25 protein-coding genes are annotated in these 25,957 nt (G+C 42.1%); 14 read left to right on the top strand and 11 right to left on the bottom strand.

Annotation, left to right across the window (positions count from 1 at the left end; genetic code table 11):
- Window positions 1-77: 77 nt before the first annotated feature.
- From IEY40_RS03505 to IEY40_RS03475, 7 genes are all read left to right on the top strand, one after another.
- Window positions 78-509: a PACE efflux transporter gene (locus IEY40_RS03505; protein WP_188953328.1), complete on the top strand. Its 432-nt coding sequence runs from the start codon at window positions 78-80 to the stop codon at window positions 507-509.
- 131 nt (window positions 510-640) lie between these two features.
- Window positions 641-1,024, top strand: coding sequence for a hypothetical protein (locus IEY40_RS03500; RefSeq protein ID WP_188953509.1), 384 nt, complete (start codon window positions 641-643; stop codon window positions 1,022-1,024).
- A 728-nt stretch (window positions 1,025-1,752) separates the two neighbouring features.
- Window positions 1,753-2,778 (top strand): flavin reductase family protein, encoded by a 1,026-nt coding sequence (locus IEY40_RS03495; protein WP_188953326.1) that lies wholly within the window; start codon window positions 1,753-1,755, stop codon window positions 2,776-2,778.
- A gap of 4 nt (window positions 2,779-2,782) precedes the next feature.
- On the top strand, window positions 2,783-3,838 hold the full coding sequence (locus tag IEY40_RS03490) for a fatty acid desaturase family protein (protein ID WP_188953324.1): 1,056 nt from the start codon (window positions 2,783-2,785) through the stop codon (window positions 3,836-3,838).
- Window positions 3,839-3,949: 111 nt separating this feature from the next.
- Window positions 3,950-4,417 carry a DUF2127 domain-containing protein gene (locus IEY40_RS03485; protein ID WP_188953322.1) on the top strand — a complete coding sequence of 156 codons (468 nt, stop codon included), beginning with the start codon at window positions 3,950-3,952 and terminating at the stop codon, window positions 4,415-4,417.
- Window positions 4,418-4,598: 181 nt separating this feature from the next.
- Complete coding sequence (locus tag IEY40_RS03480; RefSeq protein ID WP_188953320.1) at window positions 4,599-5,069, top strand: Dps family protein; 471 nt, start codon at window positions 4,599-4,601, stop codon at window positions 5,067-5,069.
- Window positions 5,070-5,191: 122 nt separating this feature from the next.
- Window positions 5,192-5,974 carry a hypothetical protein gene (locus tag IEY40_RS03475; RefSeq protein ID WP_188953317.1) on the top strand — a complete coding sequence of 261 codons (783 nt, stop codon included), beginning with the start codon at window positions 5,192-5,194 and terminating at the stop codon, window positions 5,972-5,974.
- Between the two features lie 57 nt (window positions 5,975-6,031).
- Here IEY40_RS03475 and IEY40_RS03470 read toward each other — a convergent pair whose 3' ends face one another.
- The 4 genes from IEY40_RS03470 to ocd form a co-directional block, all read right to left on the bottom strand.
- Window positions 6,032-6,619 carry a TetR/AcrR family transcriptional regulator gene (locus IEY40_RS03470; RefSeq protein WP_188953316.1) on the bottom strand — a complete coding sequence of 196 codons (588 nt, stop codon included), beginning with the start codon at window positions 6,617-6,619 and terminating at the stop codon, window positions 6,032-6,034.
- A 186-nt stretch (window positions 6,620-6,805) separates the two neighbouring features.
- Complete coding sequence (locus tag IEY40_RS03465) at window positions 6,806-8,212, bottom strand: alanine/glycine:cation symporter family protein (RefSeq protein ID WP_188953314.1); 1,407 nt, start codon at window positions 8,210-8,212, stop codon at window positions 6,806-6,808.
- 72 nt (window positions 8,213-8,284) lie between these two features.
- Window positions 8,285-9,208 (bottom strand): citrulline utilization hydrolase CtlX, encoded by a 924-nt coding sequence (gene ctlX / locus IEY40_RS03460; RefSeq protein WP_188953312.1) that lies wholly within the window; start codon window positions 9,206-9,208, stop codon window positions 8,285-8,287.
- Complete coding sequence (gene ocd / locus IEY40_RS03455) at window positions 9,208-10,284, bottom strand: ornithine cyclodeaminase (protein ID WP_188953310.1); 1,077 nt, start codon at window positions 10,282-10,284, stop codon at window positions 9,208-9,210. The genes ctlX and ocd overlap by 1 nt, the downstream gene beginning before the upstream one ends.
- Before the next feature lie 172 nt (window positions 10,285-10,456).
- Here ocd and IEY40_RS03450 point away from each other — a divergent pair, with 172 nt between their 5' ends.
- The 3 genes from IEY40_RS03450 to IEY40_RS03440 are packed head-to-tail and all read left to right on the top strand — an operon-like array spanning window position 10,457 to window position 12,849.
- Window positions 10,457-10,900, top strand: coding sequence for an Lrp/AsnC family transcriptional regulator (locus tag IEY40_RS03450; protein ID WP_188953308.1), 444 nt, complete (start codon window positions 10,457-10,459; stop codon window positions 10,898-10,900).
- A 17-nt stretch (window positions 10,901-10,917) separates the two neighbouring features.
- Complete coding sequence (locus IEY40_RS03445; RefSeq protein WP_188953306.1) at window positions 10,918-12,261, top strand: sensor histidine kinase; 1,344 nt, start codon at window positions 10,918-10,920, stop codon at window positions 12,259-12,261.
- A 36-nt stretch (window positions 12,262-12,297) separates the two neighbouring features.
- Entirely contained in the window at window positions 12,298-12,849 is a 552-nt protein-coding gene (locus IEY40_RS03440) for a response regulator transcription factor (RefSeq protein ID WP_188953303.1), read from the top strand.
- Window positions 12,850-12,949: 100 nt separating this feature from the next.
- Here the strand turns inward: IEY40_RS03440 and IEY40_RS03435 are convergent, their stop codons facing one another.
- The 6 genes from IEY40_RS03435 to IEY40_RS03410 form a co-directional block, all read right to left on the bottom strand.
- Window positions 12,950-14,002 carry a methionine synthase gene (locus tag IEY40_RS03435; RefSeq protein ID WP_188953301.1) on the bottom strand — a complete coding sequence of 351 codons (1,053 nt, stop codon included), beginning with the start codon at window positions 14,000-14,002 and terminating at the stop codon, window positions 12,950-12,952.
- Window positions 14,003-14,074: 72 nt separating this feature from the next.
- Window positions 14,075-15,049, bottom strand: a complete 975-nt coding sequence (locus IEY40_RS03430; RefSeq protein WP_188953299.1) for a DUF1852 domain-containing protein — start codon at window positions 15,047-15,049, stop codon at window positions 14,075-14,077.
- Between the two features lie 1,417 nt (window positions 15,050-16,466).
- Window positions 16,467-16,829 carry a nuclear transport factor 2 family protein gene (locus IEY40_RS03425; RefSeq protein WP_188953297.1) on the bottom strand — a complete coding sequence of 121 codons (363 nt, stop codon included), beginning with the start codon at window positions 16,827-16,829 and terminating at the stop codon, window positions 16,467-16,469.
- A 105-nt stretch (window positions 16,830-16,934) separates the two neighbouring features.
- The gene (locus tag IEY40_RS03420) at window positions 16,935-17,342 is read right to left on the bottom strand and encodes a GFA family protein (protein ID WP_188953295.1); all 408 of its coding nucleotides are present in this window, start codon (window positions 17,340-17,342) and stop codon (window positions 16,935-16,937) included.
- A 695-nt stretch (window positions 17,343-18,037) separates the two neighbouring features.
- A complete protein-coding gene (locus IEY40_RS03415; RefSeq protein ID WP_188953293.1) occupies window positions 18,038-18,208 on the bottom strand; it encodes a hypothetical protein in 171 nt (56 codons plus the stop codon).
- Between the two features lie 924 nt (window positions 18,209-19,132).
- The gene (locus IEY40_RS03410; RefSeq protein ID WP_188953291.1) at window positions 19,133-19,627 is read right to left on the bottom strand and encodes a GNAT family N-acetyltransferase; all 495 of its coding nucleotides are present in this window, start codon (window positions 19,625-19,627) and stop codon (window positions 19,133-19,135) included.
- A 333-nt stretch (window positions 19,628-19,960) separates the two neighbouring features.
- On the opposite strand from IEY40_RS03410, the gene IEY40_RS03405 reads away from it, so the two are divergent.
- Together IEY40_RS03405 and IEY40_RS03400 are read left to right on the top strand one after the other, a co-directional pair.
- Window positions 19,961-20,104, top strand: coding sequence for a hypothetical protein (locus IEY40_RS03405; RefSeq protein ID WP_188953289.1), 144 nt, complete (start codon window positions 19,961-19,963; stop codon window positions 20,102-20,104).
- Window positions 20,105-21,083: 979 nt separating this feature from the next.
- Window positions 21,084-22,838, top strand: a complete 1,755-nt coding sequence (locus IEY40_RS03400; RefSeq protein ID WP_188953287.1) for a protein adenylyltransferase SelO — start codon at window positions 21,084-21,086, stop codon at window positions 22,836-22,838.
- A 69-nt stretch (window positions 22,839-22,907) separates the two neighbouring features.
- Here IEY40_RS03400 and IEY40_RS03395 read toward each other — a convergent pair whose 3' ends face one another.
- The gene (locus IEY40_RS03395) at window positions 22,908-23,756 is read right to left on the bottom strand and encodes a hypothetical protein (protein WP_188953285.1); all 849 of its coding nucleotides are present in this window, start codon (window positions 23,754-23,756) and stop codon (window positions 22,908-22,910) included.
- A gap of 359 nt (window positions 23,757-24,115) precedes the next feature.
- On the opposite strand from IEY40_RS03395, the gene IEY40_RS03390 reads away from it, so the two are divergent.
- Window positions 24,116-24,766 (top strand): hypothetical protein, encoded by a 651-nt coding sequence (locus IEY40_RS03390; protein ID WP_188953283.1) that lies wholly within the window; start codon window positions 24,116-24,118, stop codon window positions 24,764-24,766.
- Window positions 24,759-25,661 (top strand): DUF3307 domain-containing protein, encoded by a 903-nt coding sequence (locus IEY40_RS03385; RefSeq protein ID WP_188953281.1) that lies wholly within the window; start codon window positions 24,759-24,761, stop codon window positions 25,659-25,661. Before IEY40_RS03390 ends, IEY40_RS03385 begins: the two co-directional genes overlap by 8 nt.
- Window positions 25,662-25,957: the final 296 nt, after the last annotated feature.

The raw sequence follows: 25,957 nt of genomic DNA, 5'->3' as shown, positions 1-25,957 counted from the left end.
TCCAGATACTATCTAACTATTATGTATCCTTATATTGGATGAGAATAAGCCAAACGTCACGAATAAATGAGTTCATTATGCAAACAAAAGAACGGATATTTCACGCAGTGTCTTTTGAGATATTGGCGGCAGCCATCATAGTCCCTGTTAGTGCCATGCTCATGGAGAAAAGCACCATCGATATGTTGGTGGTAAGTATCGGCATATCGTTATGTGCTGTCATATGGAACTATATTTATAATATTTGGTTCGATAGGTTATTAGGCAGTGACAGAGTTAAGCGTAATTTATCAACTCGTATTGTCCATGCCATGTGTTTCGAAGGGGGCTTGTTAGTGGTAACCCTTCCAATGGTATCGTGGTATTTAAGTTTAAACCTTATTGATACCTTAATGCTTGAAGGGGGCGTATTGGTGTTTTTCTTTGTTTATACCGGCGTATTCAATTGGGCCTACGATAATTATCAACCTTACCAGCGCTGGTTTGGTAAAACGTTAGGCATTAGCTAAAAGCCTTTACGAGGGAGTCGATGCAATGTCGACTTCACTATGGCATCATTACTGCGTTTTTTTTACCCAGCAGGATGCCAAGCGAAATGCATTATCGGTTAAGTGTATTGTTATTTACTGTGTTTGTCTTGATGCTCCCGATCCACTTTGCACGAGCAAATACTTTAGCGCCTTTTACCAGCGATGGTTGCAGTGCGTTTCCTAATGGGACTTTCGAGCAAAGTGAATTATGGTTGGCATGCTGTCAAAAACATGATTATGACTATTGGAAAGGCGGCACATTTGATGACCGCTTAGCATCAGATAAAGCGTTACGTGTTTGCGTCACTAATGTTGGCCAACCGCAGATTGCGTTATTGATGTTAGCTGGCGTTCGTGTCGGTGGCTCGCCTTATTTACCGACACAATTTCGTTGGGGATATGGTTGGCCGTATCCGAGGGATTACGGTGCATTAACGCAAGATGAGAGTCAGCAAGTAGAGCAATTGGCCGTTCCTCTTATGGAGCCACAATAAACTTAAATATGTTAACGTAAATCTCACCACATGAAGCTCAAAGGATCAGCTCTAATCTATAAAATCAAAACCTTAAACACAATGAGCAGCAGCTAATCTATAGGTTTAATGTGTAACACCTAAATGACAAATCCATATCTTGAATCTAGACGCTTATCCATGTGCTATGAGCTGTTTTAGTCGCATCCTCTGAGGTAAAGTAACATGTTGATATATGTCAGCACATGACAATTATTAACAGCACTTTTAATTCCATTCTTAACTGCACTTTTAACAGCATTCTTAACGATACGATTAACGCAATTTTAGCTATATTATCAGCTTTTGTTTCATCTTTATTTTAATTTAAGCTTACGCGTGAACAATATTGGTTCGAGTGTGCATTGTTAACCATTCAAACAGTACTCCAATTAATGTGCTGATCACTAAGCATGGTTAACGCTAAGCCAAAGACGGGTTTGTATTTGGTTTACTCAATATCTCTATATTTTTAGCACGTTTAGCGTGGTTAGCTCTTTTGGTTCATCAAGTGATAAACAAACAATGACTAGCTTAGTGCATTTGTTTATAACCACAACTTGCACTGTTAATGTCATTCGGCATACAATCGCACGCTTAAATTAAGCTAACGCTTGTACGCTAAAATGAATGTATTAACTCGACTGAACAATATCACAGCAAAAACCCTATTTCACACCGATTCAATAGGCAGTTATTTAGAACCTATTATGCAGCGCATAAAGCCCGCCTGGCGCACCCATTGGTTTCGCGCCCAAGTGTTGGGGCATCAATTACTTCGTGCCGATGTTGTGCAACTAGAGTTGTCTCCAGAAAACGCCTGGCCGCAAGCAATAGCAGGCCAGCACGTGTTATTGACTGTAGAAATTAATGGCCGTTTAATGACCCGACCTTTTTCAATCTCGTCAGCACCCGACCAATCTCATAGTCAATACCCTAAAAAGCGCGTGATTCGTTTAACCATTAAGACCAATATTGATGGTGCTTTTACGGCAACATTATTAGCGAACATTGCCGCGGGGGGCTATGTCAATTTAAGTGCGCCACAAGGTGAGTTTACATTAAGTGATAGTGTCCTTTCTCAACCGTCAACATCACTGTGGTTTGTGGCGGCTGGCAGTGGCATTACGCCATTTATGGCGATGCTCAACCAACTGGCGTTGCTACCACGACAACCGAAAAATCCTATTGAATTGGTTTACTTTGCCAAGGTGGGTGAGCATTTGTATGTTGACGAACTCATGGCGTTACAGCAGCAGTTAAGCCTATTCACAGTGAAATTGCTTATTCGTAAACATGGCCATAATTTAGCGGATGCTTTAATTGACTGTACCGTTAAAAGCCAGGTGTTGATTTGTGGCCCAAGCCAGTTTAAGGATGATGTTGATCAGCAATTAGACGCAATGAAACATCCTAAAGCGCAGCGCCAAGCAGAGTTTTTCCAGGCGCCAACGTTTGCGCAAACCGCGGCAGGCGAGCAACACGTCAATTTAACTCAACGTGGGCAACAGTCTCAGCTTGTTTTAGCCGCAAATGACACCTTACTCAGTGGTTTAGAGCAACAAGGTATTAGTGCCAACTTTGGCTGTCGTATTGGTGTTTGTCATCAATGTCAGTGTGTTAAAAAATCGGGTGTTGTTAGAAACTTGCACACGGGCGAGATATCGCAACCGGGCGAGCAACTCATTCAATTATGTATTTCTCAGGCGGTAACACCACTTGAGTTGGAACTGTAAATCAATGAACAAAAATATTAATTTTGAGCAGTTAGCGACTGAGCTTGATGAGTTAAAGCGTCAAACTCTCGATCAAGTTGGCGCAAGCGATGCGGCATATATTCGCAAGGTTATCGTGTGGCAAAGGGCGTTAGAGTGGGGGGGGCGCGCATTATTAATGTTGGGGTTTCTGCATCCTGTATGGTGGGCAATTGGTGTGCTGAGCTTAGCCAGCGCTAAAATTCTCGACAACATGGAAATCGGTCATAACGTGTTACACGGTCAATATGATTGGATGAACGATCCTCATATTAACTCGCTCCAATTTGACTGGGATATCGCCTGCGATGGCAAAAGTTGGCAGCGTATTCATAATTATGAACATCACACTTATACCAATGTGATTGGTAAAGATCGTGATTTTGGTTATGGCTTACTGCGCTTGTCGAATGACTTTTCGTGGAGATTGAAAAATCTATGGCAATTTATCACTTACATTTATTTAAGTGTGCTTTTCCAATGGGGGGTGTCATATCACGAACTTGCCGCTGAGCGCGTGTTTATGGGTAAAAAGAAACAAGGTAGAGCATCTAAAGTTGATGCAAGTGAACTCAAACGTCGTTTCTTTAGTAAAGGCGGTAAGCAATTATGTAAAGATTATCTGGTGTTTCCGTTACTGGCAGGGCCGTTATTTTTATGGGTATTGTGTGGTAATTTAATCGCGAATTTACTGCGCAACCTGTGGACTTCAACCATTATTTTTTGCGGCCATTTTACTTCCGATGTTCACACTTTTAGCCAGGCTGAGTGTGAAAATGAAACTCAAGGGCAATGGTATTATCGCCAGGTATTAGGCTCGTCGAACATCAAAGGTGGTAAGCTGTTTCACATCTTAACTGGGCACTTGAGCTTTCAAATTGAACACCATTTGTTCCCAGATTTACCATCATCTCGTTATCAGCAAGTTGCGCCCCAAGTGCAGGCGATACTTTCCCGTCACGGTATTGCCTATCACACCGGGCCTTTTTTACGTCAATATAGCCAAGTGGTTAAGCGTATTTTACGTTACTCATTTCCATAACGTATCCAGGTTCGGGTTATAAAAACAGTCATGTTGATCTGTTATCTATTAACAGGACTGTTTTGGTAAACTGTTTTACATTACTCATCAAGTTATTCATTAAGAGACGTCATGGTTCATTCTGGTAAAGGTATTAGAGCGGTCGCAGTACTTGAGGCTAGTAAGGGGATATTAGCACTCATTGTGGCTTTAGGCTTACACGTTTATGCCGGACAAAATCTATCATTACTCGCAAGTGAGTTAGTTACCCATTTACATTTAAATCCGGCTAGCCATTACCCCAATATTTTTATTGCAGCCATTGGTGCTATTTCACCATCGAGTCTATCATTATTGTCGCTTGGTGCTGTCGCGTATACACTTATTCGTTTTATTGAAGCATATGGCTTATGGTGCAATAAGCGCTGGACTCAATGGTTTGCCTTGGTCAGCGGAGCCATTTATCTTCCTTTTGAGCTGTATGAAATGATAAATCACTTTAGTGTATTGAGTGTCATCGTACTGTTAATTAACCTTGCTATTGTTTTATACATGTATCGAGTTTTGTTTCCTCGGGACACTTCAATTAAATGTCAATAAATAGATTAAAATGTATTAATTTAATAGATTTTCCTATTTAAAATGATCTAGTATTAAATTCATGCAGTATAAATAACTCAGATTTAAACAATATTGCGTCAAAGCAGAGCAAGATCAATATTATCTAGGTAATAGGCGTTGTATTGTTATAGTGATTCATTAACCAAAATAAGGAGTTAACATGACAGACATCGATATTGGTATTAAAAAAGATGACCGCCTTAAAATTGCTGAGGGGTTAAAGAGCTTATTAGCTGATTCGTATACATTATATTTGCAAACGCATAACTTTCACTGGAATGTAACCGGGATCCATTTCCGCGAATTACATCTAATGTTTGAAGAACATTACACCGAACTTGCAACGGCAGTTGATGACATTGCAGAGCGTATTCGTACTCTTGACGTTGCGGCGCCAGGAACCTATAAGGAATTTGCTCGTTTAAGCTCAATCAAAGAAGTTGAAGGTGTGCCATCTTCTGCAGATATGGTTGATTTGCTTACTAAAGGTCATGAGCAAGTTGTGAAAACATCACGTGAAGTGCTTAAATTAGCCCAGGCTGCCGACGATGAGTCGACCGCAGCGCTAGTATCAGATCGTATGCGTATACATGAAAAAACGGCATGGATGTTACGTGCTACCCGTAAGTAATCTGTTTCTGCTTTGCGTATAACTAAAACCGTTGGCTTTTCAGTCAGCGGTTTTTGTTTGTCGCTAGAAAAAGTTGATTAAACCCGTTAATGTATGTTTTTTTATTTTAAGATGACGCCCACGTGAACGAACACAACGATCTGACTGACCTTGCTCAACACTTATTTGCCCAACGCAATACCAAAACGCCTAATTCGCATTTTGATTCAATGTCGCCACAAAGTATTGAGCAAGCCATTGCTGTTCAACAAAAGATGGCAAACTTAAATGGTAAAATCGCAGGGTGGAAATGTTTAGTACCACAAGCTAACGGACAACTCATTGTTGCACCTATTTTACAAGCCGCTGAACATGGCGAGCAGTGTGGCATTATCCCAACGATTAAAGATGAGGTCGCTTTAGCACTTATTGAGCCCGAAATCGCATTTATTTTAGGTCAAGACATTGAACCTCATCGCAGTTACAGCAATGCCGAAATAGACCAAGCTATCAGTGCAACTCATATGGCGTTAGAGTTAATTCAAAACAGATTTAGTGGCGATATCCAACCTAGTTATTATCAAAAATTAGCGGATGGTCTGAGTAATCAAGGTGTTTACATTGGCCCTGAAATAGATAGATCTGTTGCCTATGTGGCTAACCATGTTGACGTGGTCGTTACAGATAAAAGCGCACCTGATGAGCCACAACTTTTTGCCGGTAAACATCCGTGTGATTTACCTCCATTACCAGTGTATTGGATGATTAATTATTTATCTCAGTTAGGGATTAAGCTTAGTGCAGGACAAGCGATTATTACCGGCTCATATTGTGGTGTGGTCAAAGTACCAATGGAGACCGACATTAACATTGAATATCGAGGTATTGGTCTGTTTGATGTTAAGTTTGTTGATACATTAGCTTAACGTTTACTGATAATGAATGGGTTACCGTCAATAAAAAAAGCGCCTTAGGCGCTTTTTTTATTGTGCTTCTAACTGAGTAAAAAACTCTTCAAGTTGTTGGTTAACCGTCTCGGTATCACCAGTGGCTTTTAAGTATGAGCGTAAGCCAATAATGTGTACCTGCAGTTTTTTAGCAATTTTATTTTTATCAAACTCTGCTGATAAATCACCTTGTTGCTGTGCTAGTTCGATAATACTGGCAAAACGATGTTCTACTTTTGTGAGTAGATCTTTGGCGATATCAAGAGTCTCTTGATGAGACTCATCAAGCTCTGCAAGTGTTCGCATTACCATACATAACTCACTGGGTATTTCTGCACAACAAGGCAAAATCAACCCGCGAAGGTACTGTTTTAATCCTTCCCAAGCGTGCTCGTGTTGTTCAACTTTGTCATTTAAGTCGCGGGCAGACGTTTGTGCATAATGAATTAGCGTTTGGTGAAATAAATCAGCCTTGCTGCCAAATGCGGCATAAATACTGCCTGGACGCATGTCCATGGTTGTTTGAATTTCTCGTGTAGATGTCGCCAAAAAACCTTTCTGCCAAAATAGATTTTTTGCTTTTTCAAGTACATCTTCGCGATCAAATTTTGAAATATTAGCCATGAGCCCCTCTTTAGTTAAAGACATTTTACGATAATCTATCGAGATAAGGCCAGTGTATTGCATTAATTTTTAATCACAAATAGTTATAGCCGATGTAAATACAGCGTAAAGCAGATAAAAAAGCGAAGTCAGTTTTACGTCACTTCGCGAGCTTAAGTACTTTTGGTAAAGTAAAGATAGTGTTGCTTACGACCACACACCGTCTTCGGTTTTACCTTGAATTTTCACATCAGCTAGCTTGAATTCAGGTTTGTTGGTGGTTTTAAGTTTGACCTGATAGTCGCGGGTTAAATTAACAATGGTGGGGGTTAACAGCATCAATGCACTGATATTCACCACCGTCATTAAGCCTAGCGCCATGTCGGCCATGTTCCACACTTCTTTTAAGCTGGCGTTTGCGCCCCAATACACCATGCCTAAATACAAAAGTGTGTAACTGGTGCGGCCATAAATGTTATCTAGCTTAAACAGGTGTAAGTTACTCTCAGCATAGGCGTAATTGGCTACCACAGAGGTAAAAGAGAACAGGGTAATAATAATGGCGACAAACATATCGCCGCTCATGCCCATATGGTGAGTCATGGCATTTTGCGTGATACGAATGCCTTCCATTTCGCTGCCAATATTACCTTGCGCCAGTAAAATCACAATGGCGGTACAGCTACACAACACCATAGTGTCGATAAACACCCCAAGCATTTGCACGTAACCCTGCGCAACTGGATGGTTAGGCACAGGCGTTGCACCTGCCGCCGCATGCGGTACGCTACCGGCACCGGCTTCGTTTGAATAAAGACCCCGTTGAATACCATTTTTGATTGCCGCGCCTAATGCACCAGCGCCCGCTTCGGTTAACCCAAAGGCTGAGTTAAAAATGTCCATTAATACGGCAGGCACTTGCTGAATATTGATTAAGGTCACTGCTACCGCAGCCAAAATAAAGGCGAGGCCCATAAAGGGCACAATTAATTCGGCAAAGCGGGCGATACTGCGCAGGCCGCCCATCACAATAATACCGGCAATAAATGTGATAACGGCACCAGAATATACGCTAGAAATGTCAAAGGTATGATTAAGAGCATCGGTGATGGTGTTAGCTTGCATGGCACTAAAACTAATGCCGTAACCTAAAAATAAGCACAGGGCAAACAACACGGCTAGCCAGGGTTTATTTAACCCCGCGCGAATGTAGTAGGCGGGTCCTCCGCGATATTCTTTATGATCGTCTCTGACTTTATACAGCTGACCTAAAATACTCTCGGCAAACCCGGTGGCCATACCAAGCAGCGCAATCACCCACATCCAAAACACGGCGCCACTGCCGCCAAGGGATATCGCCATGGCGACGCCTGCTAAGTTGCCGGTACCCACACGGGCAGATAACCCGGTACACAAAGCTTGATAAGAACTAATCCCTGATTTATCTCCCTGGGTACTGCCTTTCATGACTTTGAACATGTAAGCAAAGTGGCGCAGCTGAATAAAGCGTAACCTCAATGAAAACCACACTCCAGCCAATACTAATATATAAATCAGTACTTGGTATTCGCCCCATAACACGTTGTTGGCGAACGAGACAATTTCATTAATCATTGAGAAAATTCCTTTTTAAATCTTTTTATTGTTTTAAGAGATCTTTATCAGGCTTTGTTTGGGGCAATAGGGTCATCTTTTCGATAAATGGATCCCTGCTAACATACACCTAACAGAACCTCCGGCCATTTCGATGGCCGATACATTTAATGGTAACAGAGTCACACTTTGATTTAATAACGTAATTTGCTCATGTGTCAATGCTTCAAAAGCACGTTGCGATAATGCTAAAAAACGACCTTGTTTCGACTGTAACTCTAATGCATTACCACAAAAATGACGAATTTGATCTTCGGTTAAGTTAATAATCAATCGGCCACTGTCTTCAAATCGTTGAATAATTTGCTGACGACGTTGAGTGTCCTTAATCATATCGAACCCAGCCATGACAAAATCGCTGCCAATACACATTAATACGTTGGTATGGTACACAGGCACACCGGCTTCATCTTCAGCGTCAAACACCATAGGTTCAAAATTAAATTGAGTGCAGAAACGCTCTAACACCAATGAATCTGTACGTTTTGATCTGACTGCATAAGCGACTCGCTCAATGTGGTCGAGTACCATGGCCCCAGTGCCTTCAAGATATATGTTGTCGTATTCAAGGCCTGAATAGTCAATCACATCTTGCACTCGGTACTGAGCTTTAAGCATATCAATAATGTCGCTACGACGCTCTTTACGACGGTTTTTGGCATACATAGGGTAAATAGCCACATGGCCCCCTAAGTGGGTCGAAAACCAATTGTTAGGAAACACTGAATCAGGGGTGTCGGTGCCTGTGTCTTCAAACACATGCACGTTAATGCCCGCAGCTTGTAACTGTTGTTGCGCCTGGCTCACTTGTTCATAAGCCTGTGTTGCAAGCAAAGCCTGGTCTTGGCTGACATCTCTGCTTTGGTAGCTATTGTCTGGCAGGGTTTCAGGGTTTGGACTGAAGTGATGAGGGCGGATCATCACAACGGCTGATGGAGCTTGTGGATTAATGGCCATTATGCACCTACTACTAAGCGAGTCGCTTGTGTTGCTGGCGTTAATAAACCAAATAAATCACGTGGATTAGCTTGGTTTGTGAGTAGTTCAAGTTGCTGGTGGCTCGATTGTTGTTTAATTAAATCATGTACATAACGTAGAGCAGAAAAATCTTCAATCGCAAAACCCACCCCATCAAAAATGGTTAATTGCGCAGCAAAGCTACGGCCTTTACGATCGCCACGGATAACCTTATACATTTCGGTCACTACAAATGATGAGTCAAGTTGCTGAATGTCACCCTCGATACGGGTTTGTGGCTCATATTCAACAAATACGTCAGCGCGTAAAAGCAGTGCTGCTTCAAGTTCTGTTTTACCAGGGCAGTCGCCGCCGATGGCATTAATATGCACGCCATTTTGCACCATGTCACTGGTTAAAATAGTGGCATTACGTTTATCTGCAGTACAGGTAGTAATGATCTCAGCGCCTTTTACAACCTCATGTGCACTGTCACATAAGATAATGTCGAGCCCTTGGTTGGCTAAATTTTGCTGGCACTTTAGCATTGCAGTGCGGTCGATATCGTAAATACGCACCTGGTTAATGCCGAGTATTACTTTAAAGGCCAAAATTTGAAATTCAGACTGTGCACCACAGCCAATCATCGCCATGGTTTTCGCCTCATTTGGCGCCAGATATTTGGCCATCATGGCCGAGGTCGCAGCAGTGCGAAGCGCGGTGAGTATGGTCATTTCAGACAGCATTAATGGATAACCACTCTGTACATCAGCTAGTACACCAAAGGCGGTGACCGTTTGTAAACCAATGCGGGTGTTTTTAGGGTGGCCATTAACATATTTAAAGCTAAATTGTTGTTGGTCACTGGTTGGCATCAGCTCAATGACGCCGTCGCTTGAATGGCTAGCAAAACGGGGTGACTTGTCAAAAAGTTCCCAGCGCAAATAATCTTGCTCCAGATATTCTACTAGGCCCAGTAAAAAGGCCTCAGTGCCAATGTGTTGTAATAGCGAAAGCATATCGCTAACGCTAACAAAGCCGACATTGTTTAAGTTGGTGTTATTGACTGTGTGCATATTGCTCATTCCTATTGACTGTAACTCAAGGTGATTCATTTAATAAGATGATAGTCATTGGTAGGGTTAAACAAAATGGCAATTTTTTGTAATAAATGTACTATTATTTGTCATTATGCTAGGTTTCGTTAGGCATTTTGCTAAGTTTGATTGACGGTTTAAGGTGGTACACATGTATTCTTCTGCTCATCCTTATTTGTACGACGATCTCGATAGGCAATTGATTTCAATTTTGCGAAAAGACGGCAGAGCATCCATTTCTAAATTGGCGCAGCTGCTGGATGTGTCCCGCGGGACCATACAAAATCGCTTAGATCGTCTTGTCAGTAGCGGGGCTATTTTAGGTTTTACTATTCGTGCTCACGAACAAATAGAGTCAAATGTGGTGCGGGCGATAATGCTCATAGAGGTGGTTGGACGCTCAACAACCCAAGTGATTAATAAACTTCGGGGGATCCCGCAGTTAGAAAAATTGCACACGACTAATGGAGCCTGGGATTTAGTTGCAGATATTCGTGCCACCAGCTTAGAAGAATTTGATAAAGTATTACGTGAAGTGCGCTCAATTGAAGGGGTGCTAAACAGCGAAACCAGTATTTTATTAAGTACGGTTTAACACTGAGGCTAAATAATATGGCAAATCTGAATCTGCCTTTTAGTGCAAATCAGCAGCAACTCGCGCTATTACGGTTGGTTAATTGGGGCTTGAAAATTGGCCTTATTTTATTTGCTACCGACTTATTTGGGTTAACAACACCGCCCATTACCTTGAGTTACGTATTGATTATTGAAGCCTGTTATGTGGGCTTTAGTTATCGTTTTCATCGCCTGAGCATTAATAACCAAGGCTTGTTGTTTTTAACCTTATTGCTCGACACTTTATTTTGGGCTACCTGGCTATATTTCACCGGTGGGGCGACCAATGCGTTTGTTTCATTATTACTATTGCCGATAGCCATTTCAGCAATTACGTTACCGAGATGGGCGCCCTGGTCGTTAACGGCATTGTCGACTGCAGTTTATAGTTTGATGATTATCAATATTCCAGATCATAGCGTTGATGATACTGCAAACACTGCAGCTGATATGCATGCAGGTCATGATATGAGCCAAATAACAATGGATATGCCTGCCAGCCACAATATGAGTCACAGCATGGACATGGGCTCGCATTATTTAGGTATGTGGTTCAATTTTGTCATTTCTGCGTTAGTGTTAACGGTTACTGTTGGTTTTATAGCTAAGCGTATTCGGCAAAAGAATGTTGAGTTACGCTATTTACGCGAAGCGCAATTAAGGCAAGAAAAAATCCTCGCATTAGGCACCGCATCGGCACAAATGGCGCATCAATTAGCAACACCATTAGCAACACTTAGGTTGTTAGTCGATGAAATTACTGACACGGCTCACAATGCCGATCAAACAGAATTATTGGCCGAAATGCAACAAGCGCTCAACCGTTGTGAAATCACGCTAAGTGATTTGCGTTCAGCAACTGAGTCGATCCGCGAGCAAAAACTACAACAACAAGCGGTTAATAAGTTTGTGGCACAATTATCAGAACAAGTAGGGTTATTGATGCCCGAAACCCTGCTAAGTATTAATACCTCGCCACAAGCTGAAGTGGCCATATTGAGCGCCGACATGAGTTTATTACCCGCATTAATGGCGTTAATTCAAAATGGCGCTCAAGCTAGCGAAGCTAATCAACATGCAGCCAAAGTCGATATTAGTATTCTGTTATCTCAACCGCAGGAGTTAACTATTATTATTCGTGACTATGGCGCGGGTATTGCGACACATTTATTAGAAACACTAGGCAGTAATATGGTTAAAAGTCCCAAAGGTATGGGGATTGCGGTATTATTAAGTCACACAAGCTTTGAGCGTTTAGGCGGTAAGTTATACCTTAAAGCGCATTCCCAAGGTGGTACCGAAGCCATAGTGACATTACCCGTCAAGACCAGTAACATTTAAGTTAGCTGCATTGTATTAGGTGATATTGAGTAGTAAATGAAGAAGTTACTGATTATTGAAGATGATAGCGCTTTGGCGACTATTTTAGCACGTCGCCTTACTCGCCACGGCTTTGAGTGCAGAACCTGTGACAATGCCAGCGACAGTCTGCTTATGGCCCGACAATTTACCCCTACGCATATTATTCTCGACATGAAACTGGCGCAAAGTAATGGCTTGTCGTTAATTAAACCGTTAAGACTGCAATTGCCCCATGTGTATATGGTATTGCTTACCGGCTTTGCCAGCATCGCCACCGCGGTAGAGGCTATTCGTTTAGGCGCAGATAACTACCTTGCTAAACCTGTAGACACCCAAACCCTGCTCAATGCGCTTCATTCATCCAGCACCACTTTGAGTGTAGAATCCGATGAGTTTGAAGCCATCACCGAACAGCCCCTCAACCCCAAACGTCTTGAGTGGGAGCACATTCAACAAGTGCTCGCCAATAATAATGGCAATGTATCAGAAACCGCCCGCCAACTCGGCATGCACCGCCGTACTTTGCAGCGCAAATTATTGAAAAAGCCAACGGCGGATAACCGATAGTAAATTTTATGTGTGATCATCGGCCATGAGAGTAAACAATAACATCGCCAGTATGATGTTATTGTTTACGGTGTATCGGTCTACTCTGTTCATCGAACGCTTAACTCGCCTTGGCTAAAAGTTCTTGTCTCACAATTTCGGCACCGGCATGTAAGGCATTGAGTTTACCTCTGGCAACGTGATGCGATAACGGTGCCATACCGCAGTTAGTACAAGGGTAGAGCTTGTCGGCATCAACAAACTGTAGGGCTTTTCTCAAGGTGCTAGCCACTTCTTCAGGTGTTTCTATTGTATTGCTTGCCACATCAATGGCACCAACCATGACTTTTTTACCGCGAATCAGTTCAAGCAGTTCCAATGGCACATGAGAGTTGTGGCATTCGAGTGAAATAATATCAATATTCGACTGTTGCAGTTTAGGAAACGCTTGTTCGTATTGACGCCACTCTGACCCTAAGGTTTTTTTCCAGTCGGTATTGGCTTTTATGCCGTATCCATAACAGATATGCACTGCGGTTTCGCAGGTAAGCCCTTCAATGGCTCTTTCTAGGCACGCAATACCCCAATCATTAACCTCATCAAAAAACACATTAAATGCTGGCTCATCAAATTGGATTATATCCACTCCCGCCGCCTCTAGTTCTTTGGCTTCTTGGTTGAGTATGATGGCAAACTCCCAGGCGAGCTTTTCGCGACTTTTGTAATGATCATCAAATAGCGTATCTATCATGGTCATAGGGCCAGGTAGCGCCCATTTAATTGGTTGCTTAGTTTGTTGGCGTAAAAACTTGGCGTCTTCAACAAAGACTGACTTTTGCCGACTGACCGGGCCAACAACAGTGGGTACGCAGGCATCATAGCGGTCACGAATTTTAACGGTTTTACGTTTATTAAAATCAACGCCGTTGAGGTGCTCAATAAAGGTGGTGACAAAATGTTGCCGCGTTTGTTCGCCATCGCTAACGATATCAATCCCTGCTTGCTGTTGGTCGTGCAACGACAAACGCAGCGCATCTTGTTTGCCTGTAATTAATTCGTCCCCCTGTAATTTCCAAGGTGACCAGAGCGTTTCAGGCTCGGCTAACCATAAGGGTTTAGGTAAACTGCCCGCAGTTGATGTTGGTAACAGTGTCTTATTAAGCAATGTGTTCATAGTATGAATGCCATAAATTGGGTTAAACATGTAAAGTAGCGATTAAACAGAGTGGTTTTTCAAGCCTAGCGATTACGCATAACTAGCAGACCATTTCTCAAGTACTGTTTGGTATGGTTTGATAAAGTGCTCAGCAGCAAATTTACCTTGTTCATGGGCGAGTTGACTGCGTTCAGCGCGATCGTAAACTATCTGAGTGAGTGAATGATCGAGGTTGTTTAAGTTTGGTTGATAGCATTTGCCTGCCACCGCATTAGCATTATAAATTTCTGGGCGATAGATTTTTTGAAAAGTCCCCATTGTGCTAATCGTGCTGATCAGCTCAAGGTGGGTGTAATCATTGAGTAAATCTCCAATAAAATAAAAAGCCAGTGGTGCCACGTTGTTGGGCGGCATAAAGTAACGTACCTGCAAGCCCATTTTTTGGAAATATTGCTCTGTTAATGACGATTCATTAGGCTGGTATTCAACCCCTAGCACGGGGTGCTGATTCTCAGTGCGCTGATAGGTCTTGTTATCGGAAACACTGAGACAGATAACCGGTGGTTTAGCAAAGTGTTGTTTGTAAGTATCTGAATTTAAGAATAACTTAAATAGCTTGCCATGCAGTTCGCCAAAGTTATCTGGAATACTAAATTGGGGCTGATCTTTATTATGATTTGGCAGTAATACGCTAAAGTCATAATCGCGCAAATAAGAAGAAAAATTATTGCCGACAATGCCTTCTATACGTTTATTGGTCTTGCTATCAACAATATTGGTTTTCAAAATCTCAATCGAAGGAAAGGCTTGGCCACTGCCTTCGATATCCATGTTGACCGAAACGATTTCAAGTTCGACAGTATACCGATCGCCTTTAGGGTTATCCCAATGTGCTAAGGCATTAAAACTATTGTCAATCATCTTTAATGCGTTGCGTAAGTTGGCTTGACGATAGTTTCCTCTAGCTAAATTGGCAAAGTTGGTGGTGATGCGGGTTTTGTCAGAGGGATGATAGTTTTCATCAAGACAAATGCTATTAATTGTAAAAGTAAAATGTTTATTCATGATGTTCTGGTTCCCATTTGTCTTATTCCAAACCCTGTAGCGGTATAGTTCTGATGGTTAAATCAGTCGATATCAGCGCCTGGATTGTCGTATTTTAGTCATCACCAGCAGCTTAATATCGTGGTTAAATAAGCGTTTCTGGTAAGCCTTGGGGTATTTATACGTGGTTTGGAACATGAACAAAAACGGGTTTATTTCACCTGCAACGTGAGTGAAATTCATCATTAGTAAATAGTATGATTAGCATAGGCAGTCGCCTGAGTTTTCATTGTTTTTTAGCTAGTTTCTCGTCGTCTCAACGCTAATATCGTCCCATTCTCACACATCGTCCCGGTAATGCTTTTGAGACGGGACCCAGGTGTTTTGCTTTGCTTTTTGTACTTATGGCCTACGGCCACTAACGTCGTGGCGCTTCGCCCACACCAGAGCAAGAGTAGTCAACGAAAGTAGGGCACTACTTTAGATGCTATCTAACTCAAACAAAACTAGGTTGTGATGCTACTATACTCAATGAAATCACTTCTATGACACGCGGTAAACCCATCCCTGTGCGCTCTGCGAAAACATCCATGTTTTCGAAGGTCATAGCCGCGATGACATCCGCCGCATGGTTATCTTCGATTTAACCTTGTTTGTTATTGAGAGATTTAACGCATTTTTTGACAAAGCTTGGTAGCTACTTTCTCATCGCCCCAACTCACACGTCGTCCCGGTAATGCTTTTGAGCCGGGACCCAGGTGTTTTGCTTTGTTTTTTGAGCAGAATTTACTGTGTGGTTTTATTTTATCAGTAGGCAACAATACTCAATGAAATCACTTCTATGACACGCGGTAAACCCATCCCTGGGCGCTCTGCGAAAACATCCATGTTTTCGAAGGTCATAGCCGCGATGACATCCGCCGTATGGGTATCTTCGATTTAACCTTGTTTGTAATTGAACGATCTAACGCAACGTTTGATAACTACATTCTCGTCGTCCCGGTAATGCTTTTGAGCCGGGACCCAGGTGTTATTTTTGCTTTGAATTTTTGAGCGGAATTTACTGTGTGGTTTTATTTTATCAGTAGGCAACAATACTCAATGAAATCACTTCTATGACACGCGGTAAACCCATCCATGGGCGCTCTGCGAAAACATCCATGTTTTCGAAGGTCATAGCCGCGATTACATCCGCCGTATAGCTATCTTCGATTTAACCTTGTTTGTTGTTGAGAGATTTAACGCATTTCTGGATATAAATTAGCTTTAGGGACAAGTATTGAAGTGTTTTTATAAAAGTTTACCCTGAGCCCACTAAATTTTAGCACTTTTGTGTTATTTTGAGCGATAGCGATAACACAAAATCGCGGAGTGTTGGCTGTCCTAGCCGCTGAATTTTAGCGGCTTTACCTGCTTGGCCTTGTTAAGGTTTTCTATTTTACACCGCGATGCTTGTGCCTTGGTGAAATACCATTTTCCAACAATCACCATATTTTTTCCAAATGCTACTTCGACGGGAATATTTACCCTTACATGAACTCGACGACCTGTGAAAGGACTTATAAGTCAACAAGCAAACATCAACTCCAATAAAGCTAAACTCAAAATCTTGACCTTTAGCTTCCCATCCTTTCTCTTTTGGCAATCTCTCCAGTACGTCTTGTAGATCTACAACAACACCTGCAGATGTAATTTCCTTAAACTCTGGAGCTAGCCGACTTTTAAGCTTAGAAACAGAACTTCGTACATCACTTCTAAATAGTGATTTTTCTAACTCTACTATCTGTGATGCGATATCCATAGAGACCTTAACGCCGCACTAAGTGGACAAAAATAGTGGGTTAAAATGTGTAGCGAAGCAAAATATAACCCGTTGTTTTTGTTTGGTTTAAATATCTTATTATGTTTACTTTGGAAAGCCTGAAACTTTAGCTGTTTGCATACCTTTTTTGTGCCATTCAGTCTGCTCCGAGCAAAATATTTGAGCGTCTAGTCTTATTGATGGCTCTCCATTTAAACTGCCAGCAGGAACAATTAAAGATTTACCACTTTGCGATATAAACGGTAACCCAGACGCACAATTTTCACAGAAGGCTTTCGAAAAAGAACGTTGTGGATGATCATAGCGTTTTATTTTTTCAACACCTTTGGTCCAATTTATATTATTAGGTGAAGTGAATAAATTTGAGGCATGTGCACTACCTGTTAATTTTCTACATTGTTCACAATGACAAAAGAAAAAATTACTGAAGCTATCTTCTAGTGTAAATTCTACGTCGCCACAGCAACAACTACCTGAAATTATATTAGTCATAGTAACCTCCGTGTTAAATAAATGATTGTAAACATAACACCTCAAACACCGGCGCAGCTTTGCTGCGTCCGAGTGCCTTGGCTTTTGTACGCCCAGCATGGGCATGAACTAATGAGGTGAAAGTCCTCTGTAGGAAGGTCACCGTTACTCTTATTAATTAGAGAATAACATACTGTTATTAAACGTTAACTACTAGTGAATGGCAAGGGCTTAATCGCAAGGTTTGGTCTGGAGGAAGCCGCTAGCCTTCTTATGATAAAGAATGCGAGCTGATAAACAAGAACATCATATGAGGCGTAGGTTAGGGATGAACTGGCAGCGTTTGCCCCGCGAAGAGTTTTGGGGATCACAAGTAAAGGCCCCTGGGACACAGAAAATATTGAGTAATGCCAAGCTCGAATAAACAAGCTCGAATAAATAGTGAAGAAAGCAGGATTATATTCACTAAGAGATGGATGGATCGCAGTTCAATATTGTAATAAATAACTAACTAGAAAGTGAGTTAGGTCATTTCTTAAAAAGAGTAAATGAATCGCCCTCGGCAACATGCTCCTAAGTTGCTCTACCTCCTGAATCTGACCGCCATGGATTGCGGGAATGCCATGTTGATGCCTGGAGCATCATTGGCCATTCAGTCGTGTGCGGAGCCGCATGCAGGGTGTGAGGGGGGAGACTAGATACCTCCGGTAACGCGATTATGTGCTTTCTTTGTCCCAGATGTTTTTACCTGTTTTGACTTTGTATATAAGCTGAATACCAGAAAGAACCATAATCAGGCCAGCAAAAGCCCAAAGATAGTCACCCTCAATTAAACCCATGACTAACCCGAACACACCAATGATAAATACAAAAATTTGACCAAACATTTAGATTTCCTTATCTATATTTGTCTATTAATATTTCACAATAGTTGTTTATATACCTAACTTCAGAGACACAAAACGCCCAATTCAGCTGCGCCGAAGGCGTCAGCTGGAATTGCTTGTGTACGCCCAGCATGGGCATGAACTAATGAGGTGAAAGTCCTCTGTAGGAAGGTCACCGTTACTCTTATTAATTAGAGAATAACATACTGTTATTAAACGTTAACTACTAGTGAATGGCAAGGGCTTAATCGCAAGGTTTGGTCTGGAGGAAGCCGCTAGCCTTTTTATTGATAAAGAATGCGAACTGATGAACAAGAACATCATATGAGGCGTAGGTTAGAGGTGAGTTGGCAGGGTCTGCCCCGCGAAGCAAGGGTACAAGACGAAACCCAAAAACATGCCATTTTTAAGCAGCTGTTGCTTGTGAAGGGCCTATCCCACGAAGTGTTTTGGTATCACCAGTAAAGGCCCTTGGCGTGGCTCGACTCTTTTTTTAAGTGATGACCAAGGACACAGAAAAATACTGATTAATGCCAAGCTCGAATAAGCAGTTAAGAAAGCAGGGTTATAGTCACTAAAAGATGGATGGATCGCAGTTCAATATTGTAATAACTAGCTAACCAGAAAGTGAGTTAGGTCATTTTTTAAAAAGAGTAAATGAACCGCCCTCGGCAACATGCTCCTGCGTTGCTCTACCTCCTAAATCCATTTAGTCGTAGTGCCACTGACATTTCAAAGGAATGAAAAGCGTCAGGCAGCGATAAGATCGCACTAAGAGAGCCTCTATATGTGTTTGCTGTAAACGATGATTTGACCGCTAAATGACAGACGAAGTAGATGAATTTGTTGATTGATTTTAATTTGACTGCAAAAGCAGTCAAATAAGTTAGGCGCGCCTATTGACTGGCGGAAGGCTCATATGTGTTAAGTGCCATATTGCGCCATAATTGTGATGTTTTGATATCTATTTTCGAACAATCTTGCGTTCTTTTTTACACCTTCAGCTTCGAATTTGTATTTTTCATATAACTCAATGGCTATTTGATTATCAGAAAACACTTCAAGTTCTAGTCGTGTTAATTTTTGATTCCAAGCATGTGCGATTGCTTTTTCTAAAAGTTGAGATCCAATTCCCTTGCCGCGAAAATCTGCGATAACCCCCATGCCAAGGTGTCCGACATGAGTCATTGTATTTCGTTCTAATGGAATGATATCAGCCCAACCGACAATTTTATCGTTCAATACAGCAACGTATTGAGAGTTGTTCTTTTCAATATTGTTACGAACAAAATTTTCCATTCTTTCATAGGGTGGCGGATTGGTTGTAAGTAAATAGATCCCTTCGCTTGCAACAGTGCATAAAGCATCATAAAAACCACTAATATCCTTATCTTCTATTTTTCTAATCTCAATGCTCATATCTATACCTTGGCATTTAACAGCTTATTGAAGGGCAAATGAAAATTAAAGTCGGCCGTTCAAGTTATTGATTATTAACATCCTACATTTGCTAACTTATTGTTGTAAAGCAGTTTTATTTAACTCCACTGACAAATAAAGCGAGCTTGCGCGTTAAAAGTGGCTCTACGATTCCGTAGTGAATAAAAACTAATTATTTTCAATACGTTACAGGATAAATAAATTGTTTATCGTACTGCTTTTGTTTACTTACTAGCCGATTAAACTAAAAAAATACTAAAAACCATTACAACTGTTTTTGTTTACAGTACACACAACATAAAGGTGAGGAATATGGCATACACAGGATATTTATCCGATATTTTTAAGTCAGTTAAGATGCAGTTTAACGCTGGACGTTGCGCCACTACGTTAATGGTCACAGGCCATGAATACAAAACGACCAAACAACAAAACGAACACCTGGATCCCGGCTAAAAAGCATTGCCGGGACGACGAGCGGGTTGCAACAGGCCTTTTGGCCTGACCAGAATTTAGTTGAATAAGGGGAAAGTAATTAATAAACAATAGTTTATGTTTTTTTGAAATGAATTTTTATTTTTTAAAAATGCCTAAATTCAACTCCGAAATTGAGGCCGTTGAAGAAAATGACGTGAGCTAGCCATGGATGGCGAGCTAGCTTTAGAGGGGAAGGGACGCCCCATCTGAAGCGTTAGCATTTTCGAATAAGGCTGAAGAACACCGAAACGCGGTCAAAAGCTGGATTCAACCACGTCGCGAAATTATCGCTTTTCAGATAATTTTGATGTGGCGGCTGGGAGATCCAAGAGGGAACAGACGTTGGTTTCCTCTTGGTCTGGTGTGGGCGAAGCGCCACGACCTTAGTGGCCGTAGGCCATAAGTACAAAAGTACAAAACAAACACTTGGATCCCGGCTAAAAAACATTGCCGGGACGACGACTAATGAAACTTAACTGAATCAGCGTAACATTTAATCCAACTCTGGAGTCCGCGAAGCGCCACGACGTTAGTGTTTGTAGGCCATAAGTACAAAGGCACAAACCTAACACCTGGATCCCGGCTTAAAAGCGTTGCCGGGACGACGGTTAATGAACCTTAATTGAATCAGAGTAACATTTAATCCAACTCTTGAGTCAGCGAAGCGCCGCTAGTGGCCATAAATACATAAGTACAACGTATAAAAAAACACCTTATCCCTATGGCAAATTATCAATTTTGGAGATATAGCAAAGTCTGCTTTTCATTAGTACAAGCTGTCGTTACCATAGATTTGTATTTTCAGGCTCTTTCAACTATCACAGCGCAGGCTTTCTACATATTTGCTGAAAAGATCCGCTTCTAGAACTCGAACAAATCATCGTCGACACGATAAACCATACCGTGGGGAGTTTGACCATAACAAACATCCCTTCGACTCAAACAACAAGGTATCTCTATGACTCATCAACTGTCCCTGCAAACACCCGTTACTGTCGAGACAGTCGACTGTCTCGCTCAGTTGGTTGACTATTCATTGATGAATACGCTTAACCGCGATCCTGACGCAACAGTAAATGGCGACGACCATGCGCCGCGGCAAGTGTTTTCAGGCCATTATGTCCCCGTAAAACCGACACCGATTGAACATCCTGAATACATTGCCCACAGTAGCAGTTTTTTTAGTGAGTTGGGTTTTGCCGATAGCATGGCGCAGTCTGCCGACTTTATGCGCTTATTCTCTGGTGATCTGTCAAACGTCCCCGAGCCAATGAGTAAAGTGGGGTGGGCGTGTGGTTATGCCTTGTCTATTTACGGCACCGAATACATTCAACAATGCCCATTCAGAACCGGTAATGGCTACGGCGATGGCCGAGCGGTGTCGGTGGTTGAAGCGCTTATCAATGGCAAGCGTTGGGAGATGCAGCTTAAAGGCGGTGGTCGTACGCCTTATTGCCGTGGAGCCGATGGCCGCGCGGTATTGCGCTCGAGTGTGCGTGAGTTTTTAGCACAAGAACATATGCACGCGCTGGGTGTGCCCACGTCGCGCTCGCTCAGTTTATATGTGTCTAAAACCGAAACGGTGCAGCGGCCTTGGTACTCTGAGGGCTCGCGTGAGCAAGATCCTGACCGAATGATCACCGAAGCCGTGGCGATTTCGACTCGTGTAGCACCGTCATTTATTCGGGTAGGGCAGCTTGAGCTTTTTGGTCGCCGTGCTCGCAAACATGAACATCCGCAAGCGATGGCAGAGCTTGAACAGTTGGTGCTGCATTTAATCGATCGTGAATACGCTGATGTTATCGACCCGCAGCTCTCTTTAAACGACAAAGTGCTGAAGCTTGCGTATGAGTTCCGTAACCGTTTAACGTCATTGGTGGCTAACTGGGTTCGCGTGGGTTATTGCCAGGGTAACTTTAATAGTGATAATTGCGCCGCCGGTGGCTTTACCCTGGATTACGGCCCGTTTGGTTTTTGTGATGTGTTCAACCCACAATATCAACCGTGGACAGGCGGTGGACAGCACTTTGCCTTTTTAAATCAAGACGCCGCGGCAGAGCGAAACTACTTGATGTTTTGTACCGCATTAAGCCCATTGCTAGCAAATGAAGCTGATGGTTTAGATGAGCTTCAGCAATTGGTTAATGATTTTTCTACCAAGATGCAAACCCAAATGGAGCAGATGTGGGCGGCCAAGCTTGGGCTTAATGCATTTGATGCCGCGCTATTTAATGAGCTTGAAACATTAATGCAGCAAACACCAGTGGATTACACCCTGTTTTTCAGTGAGCTTTCATCGTTACCTGATGATATTAGCCCACTGGCAAAAAGCTTTTATCGAGATTTATCGCAAGCACCAAAAGGGTTGGAACAACGTTGGTCTGCTTGGCTTACACAGTGGCAGTCGCTGCTTGGTAAAGATGCCAATAGCGATGCCTCTAGCAATGAAACTAGCGAATTGACTCGCAGCCGTGACGAAATCGTTAAGCAGATGAAACAGGTTAACCCTAAGTACAGCTTGCGCGAATGGTTGCTGGTGCCGGCATACCAACAAGCGAGCCAGGGTGAGTATACTTTGGTGCGTGAATTGCAGAAGGTGATGACCCAGCCATACGCTGAGCAGTCTCAAGAAATTGAAGACAAATACTATCGACTCAAAGCATCTGAGTTCTTTGGCGTCGGTGGCTGCTCGCATTTGAGTTGCTCGTCATAACGTTTAGTTAACGGTTTAGTATCGACGACAAACTCAATTGGTTTCTTGATAGATGAAGAGTAGGAAGGCTTAAGGCGTTGCCTTCCAAAATTCATCTAAACTGCCACAGTCTGTGTTCCCATAAAAAGAATGACCATAGTTAAATTGCCTCGTATAGAGTTCAAACATTGAAAAATATTCTATCCAGACCACCGCTCCGTCTTTAATGCCGTAAGAATAAGACGGTCCGTAATAGGTTAATACGTTGGCATCCCTTACCGAATCCGTTTGCTCAGGTTGACCTAATGTGGCAAGTATCTGTGCTTCTGTTTCGCCCAGCTGAATGCTGCTTGCCAGTTCGTAGCGAGTGGTAATGGTTTTCTGCTCATCTTCAGTTTTTCCAGTCATTTCATCATGGATCATGAACGGTGCAGCTATTAGCAGAGCTGGTGAATACATTATTAGCGTTAAGGTATTGGCTATCACTGTATTTGCAGGAGTTTGACTTGCCGTGGTTCTTGAATGATGAATACGATAATTAAGTCCCTTATTCAATTGGTCTTTTGATTTTATCCATTCATGGTAGGGTTTTATTCCTTTACTTAACCAGTGCTTATTATCGGTTTTGAAAAGTGTTCTGCACGAGAATAAGTCACGAACGTCGTCATCCAACATCACTGATTGTAAGGTGTCGTCTTTAAAATAGAGGCCGAAATTAACATTGGTGTCGACATTCAATACCTCAATATAGGAGTAATAATTGGCACCTTCGACAACATCGAATGTATGCATGCGTGGGTAAGTTATTAGTTTCAGTACATCTTCTTTAGATTTACCTAAATAGAGTTGCTTAAGAATACGCTCTTGCGCTGAAATGAACTGTTCAGCAGGTATGTGTTCTATTTGTTGTTGGGTACTGCAACCGGTTAGTAACGCCATGATAATCATTACAATTCGTAGCATCGAGATTTTTCTCACTTTCGAAGAATGTAGCAGTATTATAATGATTTGTGGGCAATGTAAATACATTCACTCTCTATGCACAAACTCTATCCACAAAGAGACGAATTAAGTCGATATAACCCGAGACGTAATTTCAAAATCCATGCACTGAGCGTAATAAATGCCACAACTTACATTTAGCCTAAAGAGGCTAAATGTAAGTTTTTAGCCATAAAAGGCTAAAAATAATGCATGTGATTCATTTTTTTGGTTGTTTTTAGCCAAAAGTGGCTAAACTTGCATTATTAGCCGAAAGTGGCTAAATTGGTATTAGTCTGCAAACAAAGGAGCGTTATGTGGAGCCTACTTATAAACCGATAGCCGTGATTGTTGGTGATGTTGTTGATTCAACCAAGCTAACCTCTACGCAGTTTGAACAATTACTTGAACGGATTAAGTCTATCCAGGCATTGATTTGTGAGGGGCATAGTGCCAATGCGCACAGTATTGAGCGCGGAGATGAATTTCAGTCTGTAGTGCATGATATTGAAAATGCCTTGAGATATACCATTATCTACCGCATAGGCATTAAAGCGTTGGGTAAAGCCTTTGATAGCCGTATTAGTTTTGCCATTGCTGCACATGCTGAGTTACGTGAGTCTGTATCGGAGTCAATGGGGCCTGCGTTTGTGCTTTCAGGTCGAGGACTTAATGCCCTTAAAAATGACAGATTATTGTTCAGCTCAGATAACGTTGTTTTGACAGAGTATTTTGATTTGTTGTTTAAGTATCTTGATAAGCAACTGACCGAACTAACCTCACGCCAATGCGAAGTCATGTTACCTATGCTGCAAACACTCGAAGATTTATCAATTAGTGAGCTTGCAGAAAAGCTTGATATCGCGACGGCTACTACCAGTAAGTCTCTTAAAGCATCAGGTTGGCCATTGATTAGTGAGCTTAACTGTCGGTTTATGGCGAAAGTTGCGGGGCTCACATATGACTGATTTTTTCGGTGTGCTTATTCCATTTTTATTGATCCACATTATCTGTGATTTTTATCTTCAGCCTGACAGCTGGATCGAAGCTAAAAAAGCGCATACTTATCGTTCGTCAAAGTTGTACTTTCACTCGCTGTTACATGGCGTAGGGTTAATACTGCCAGCGTTGGTGTTAAACATTGATTGGCGTTCAACGGTTTGCCTCGTTGCAATTGTTGCAGTCACTCATTTTGTGATCGATTTATGGAAGGTGACAACTCCTAAGGGCGATAATTTAGCCTACTTTGTGATTGATCAGGCTTTGCATGTGTTGGTACTGGCAGCGATTGCGTTTCATGTCACCGATGGGGTATCGATTGATGCAGTGTTACAGCATGAACATTTCTCTGATGGCGTGCTAGTGGTGTGTGCTTATTTGCTGATCCTTAAGCCTACATCCATTGTAATAAGCGCTGTGTTAAGCAAATATCCTATCGTTAACCAAGCGAACGTAACCGAAGCAAAAACAGTAGCTGGTGCCGATACTCAAGCTGAGACGGATACTCAAGCTGGTGCCGATACTCAAACCATCACTCAAACCATCACGAACAGTGCTGTTGCTCCTGTTACCTCTGTTAGTCCCATTTCCGATAGGGCTAGCAATATTAGTGGTCTTGTCGCGGGTGGCGAGTTGATTGGTTACCTAGAACGATTATTAATACTGACGTTTGCGCTGGTGGGCAGCTATGCCGCGGTGGGTGTTGTATTAGCAGCTAAGTCGATATTCAGATTTGGTGAGTTAAATCAATCAGCTAACCGTAGCATGACAGAGTATGTATTGATTGGCTCATTACTGTCGGTGGTGATCACAACCCTAATAGGGGCGATAGTGTCATTGGGTTTAGGTGTAAAACTGAAATAAATAACCTCAGCCTGACGCTATTGTGATGGCAAGAAAAATCATAAAAAAAAGCCTCTATATCGATAGAGGCTCAATAATCTTATGCAGATTTAAAATGATACCTATAATCAGCGTTTATCCCCATTCCCATAGCAGATAGACGCTGAGTATAGTCACCAAGCATTGTGTAGACAGTTGATAATATTCAATCAAGTCTTAATGTAATCTCAGTCAAGCCATTATCAATCAAGTGCTTCTAAATCGGACTTAATCAATCTCAATCAAGATGACATTCAGTATTACATTCAGTACTACAT

This window comes from Shewanella ulleungensis, assembly GCF_014648315.1.
Classification (GTDB): Bacteria; Pseudomonadota; Gammaproteobacteria; order Enterobacterales; family Shewanellaceae; genus Shewanella; species Shewanella ulleungensis.
The sequence above is the reverse complement of the archived record's forward strand: the minus strand, read 5'-3'. Positions and strand labels throughout refer to the sequence as shown.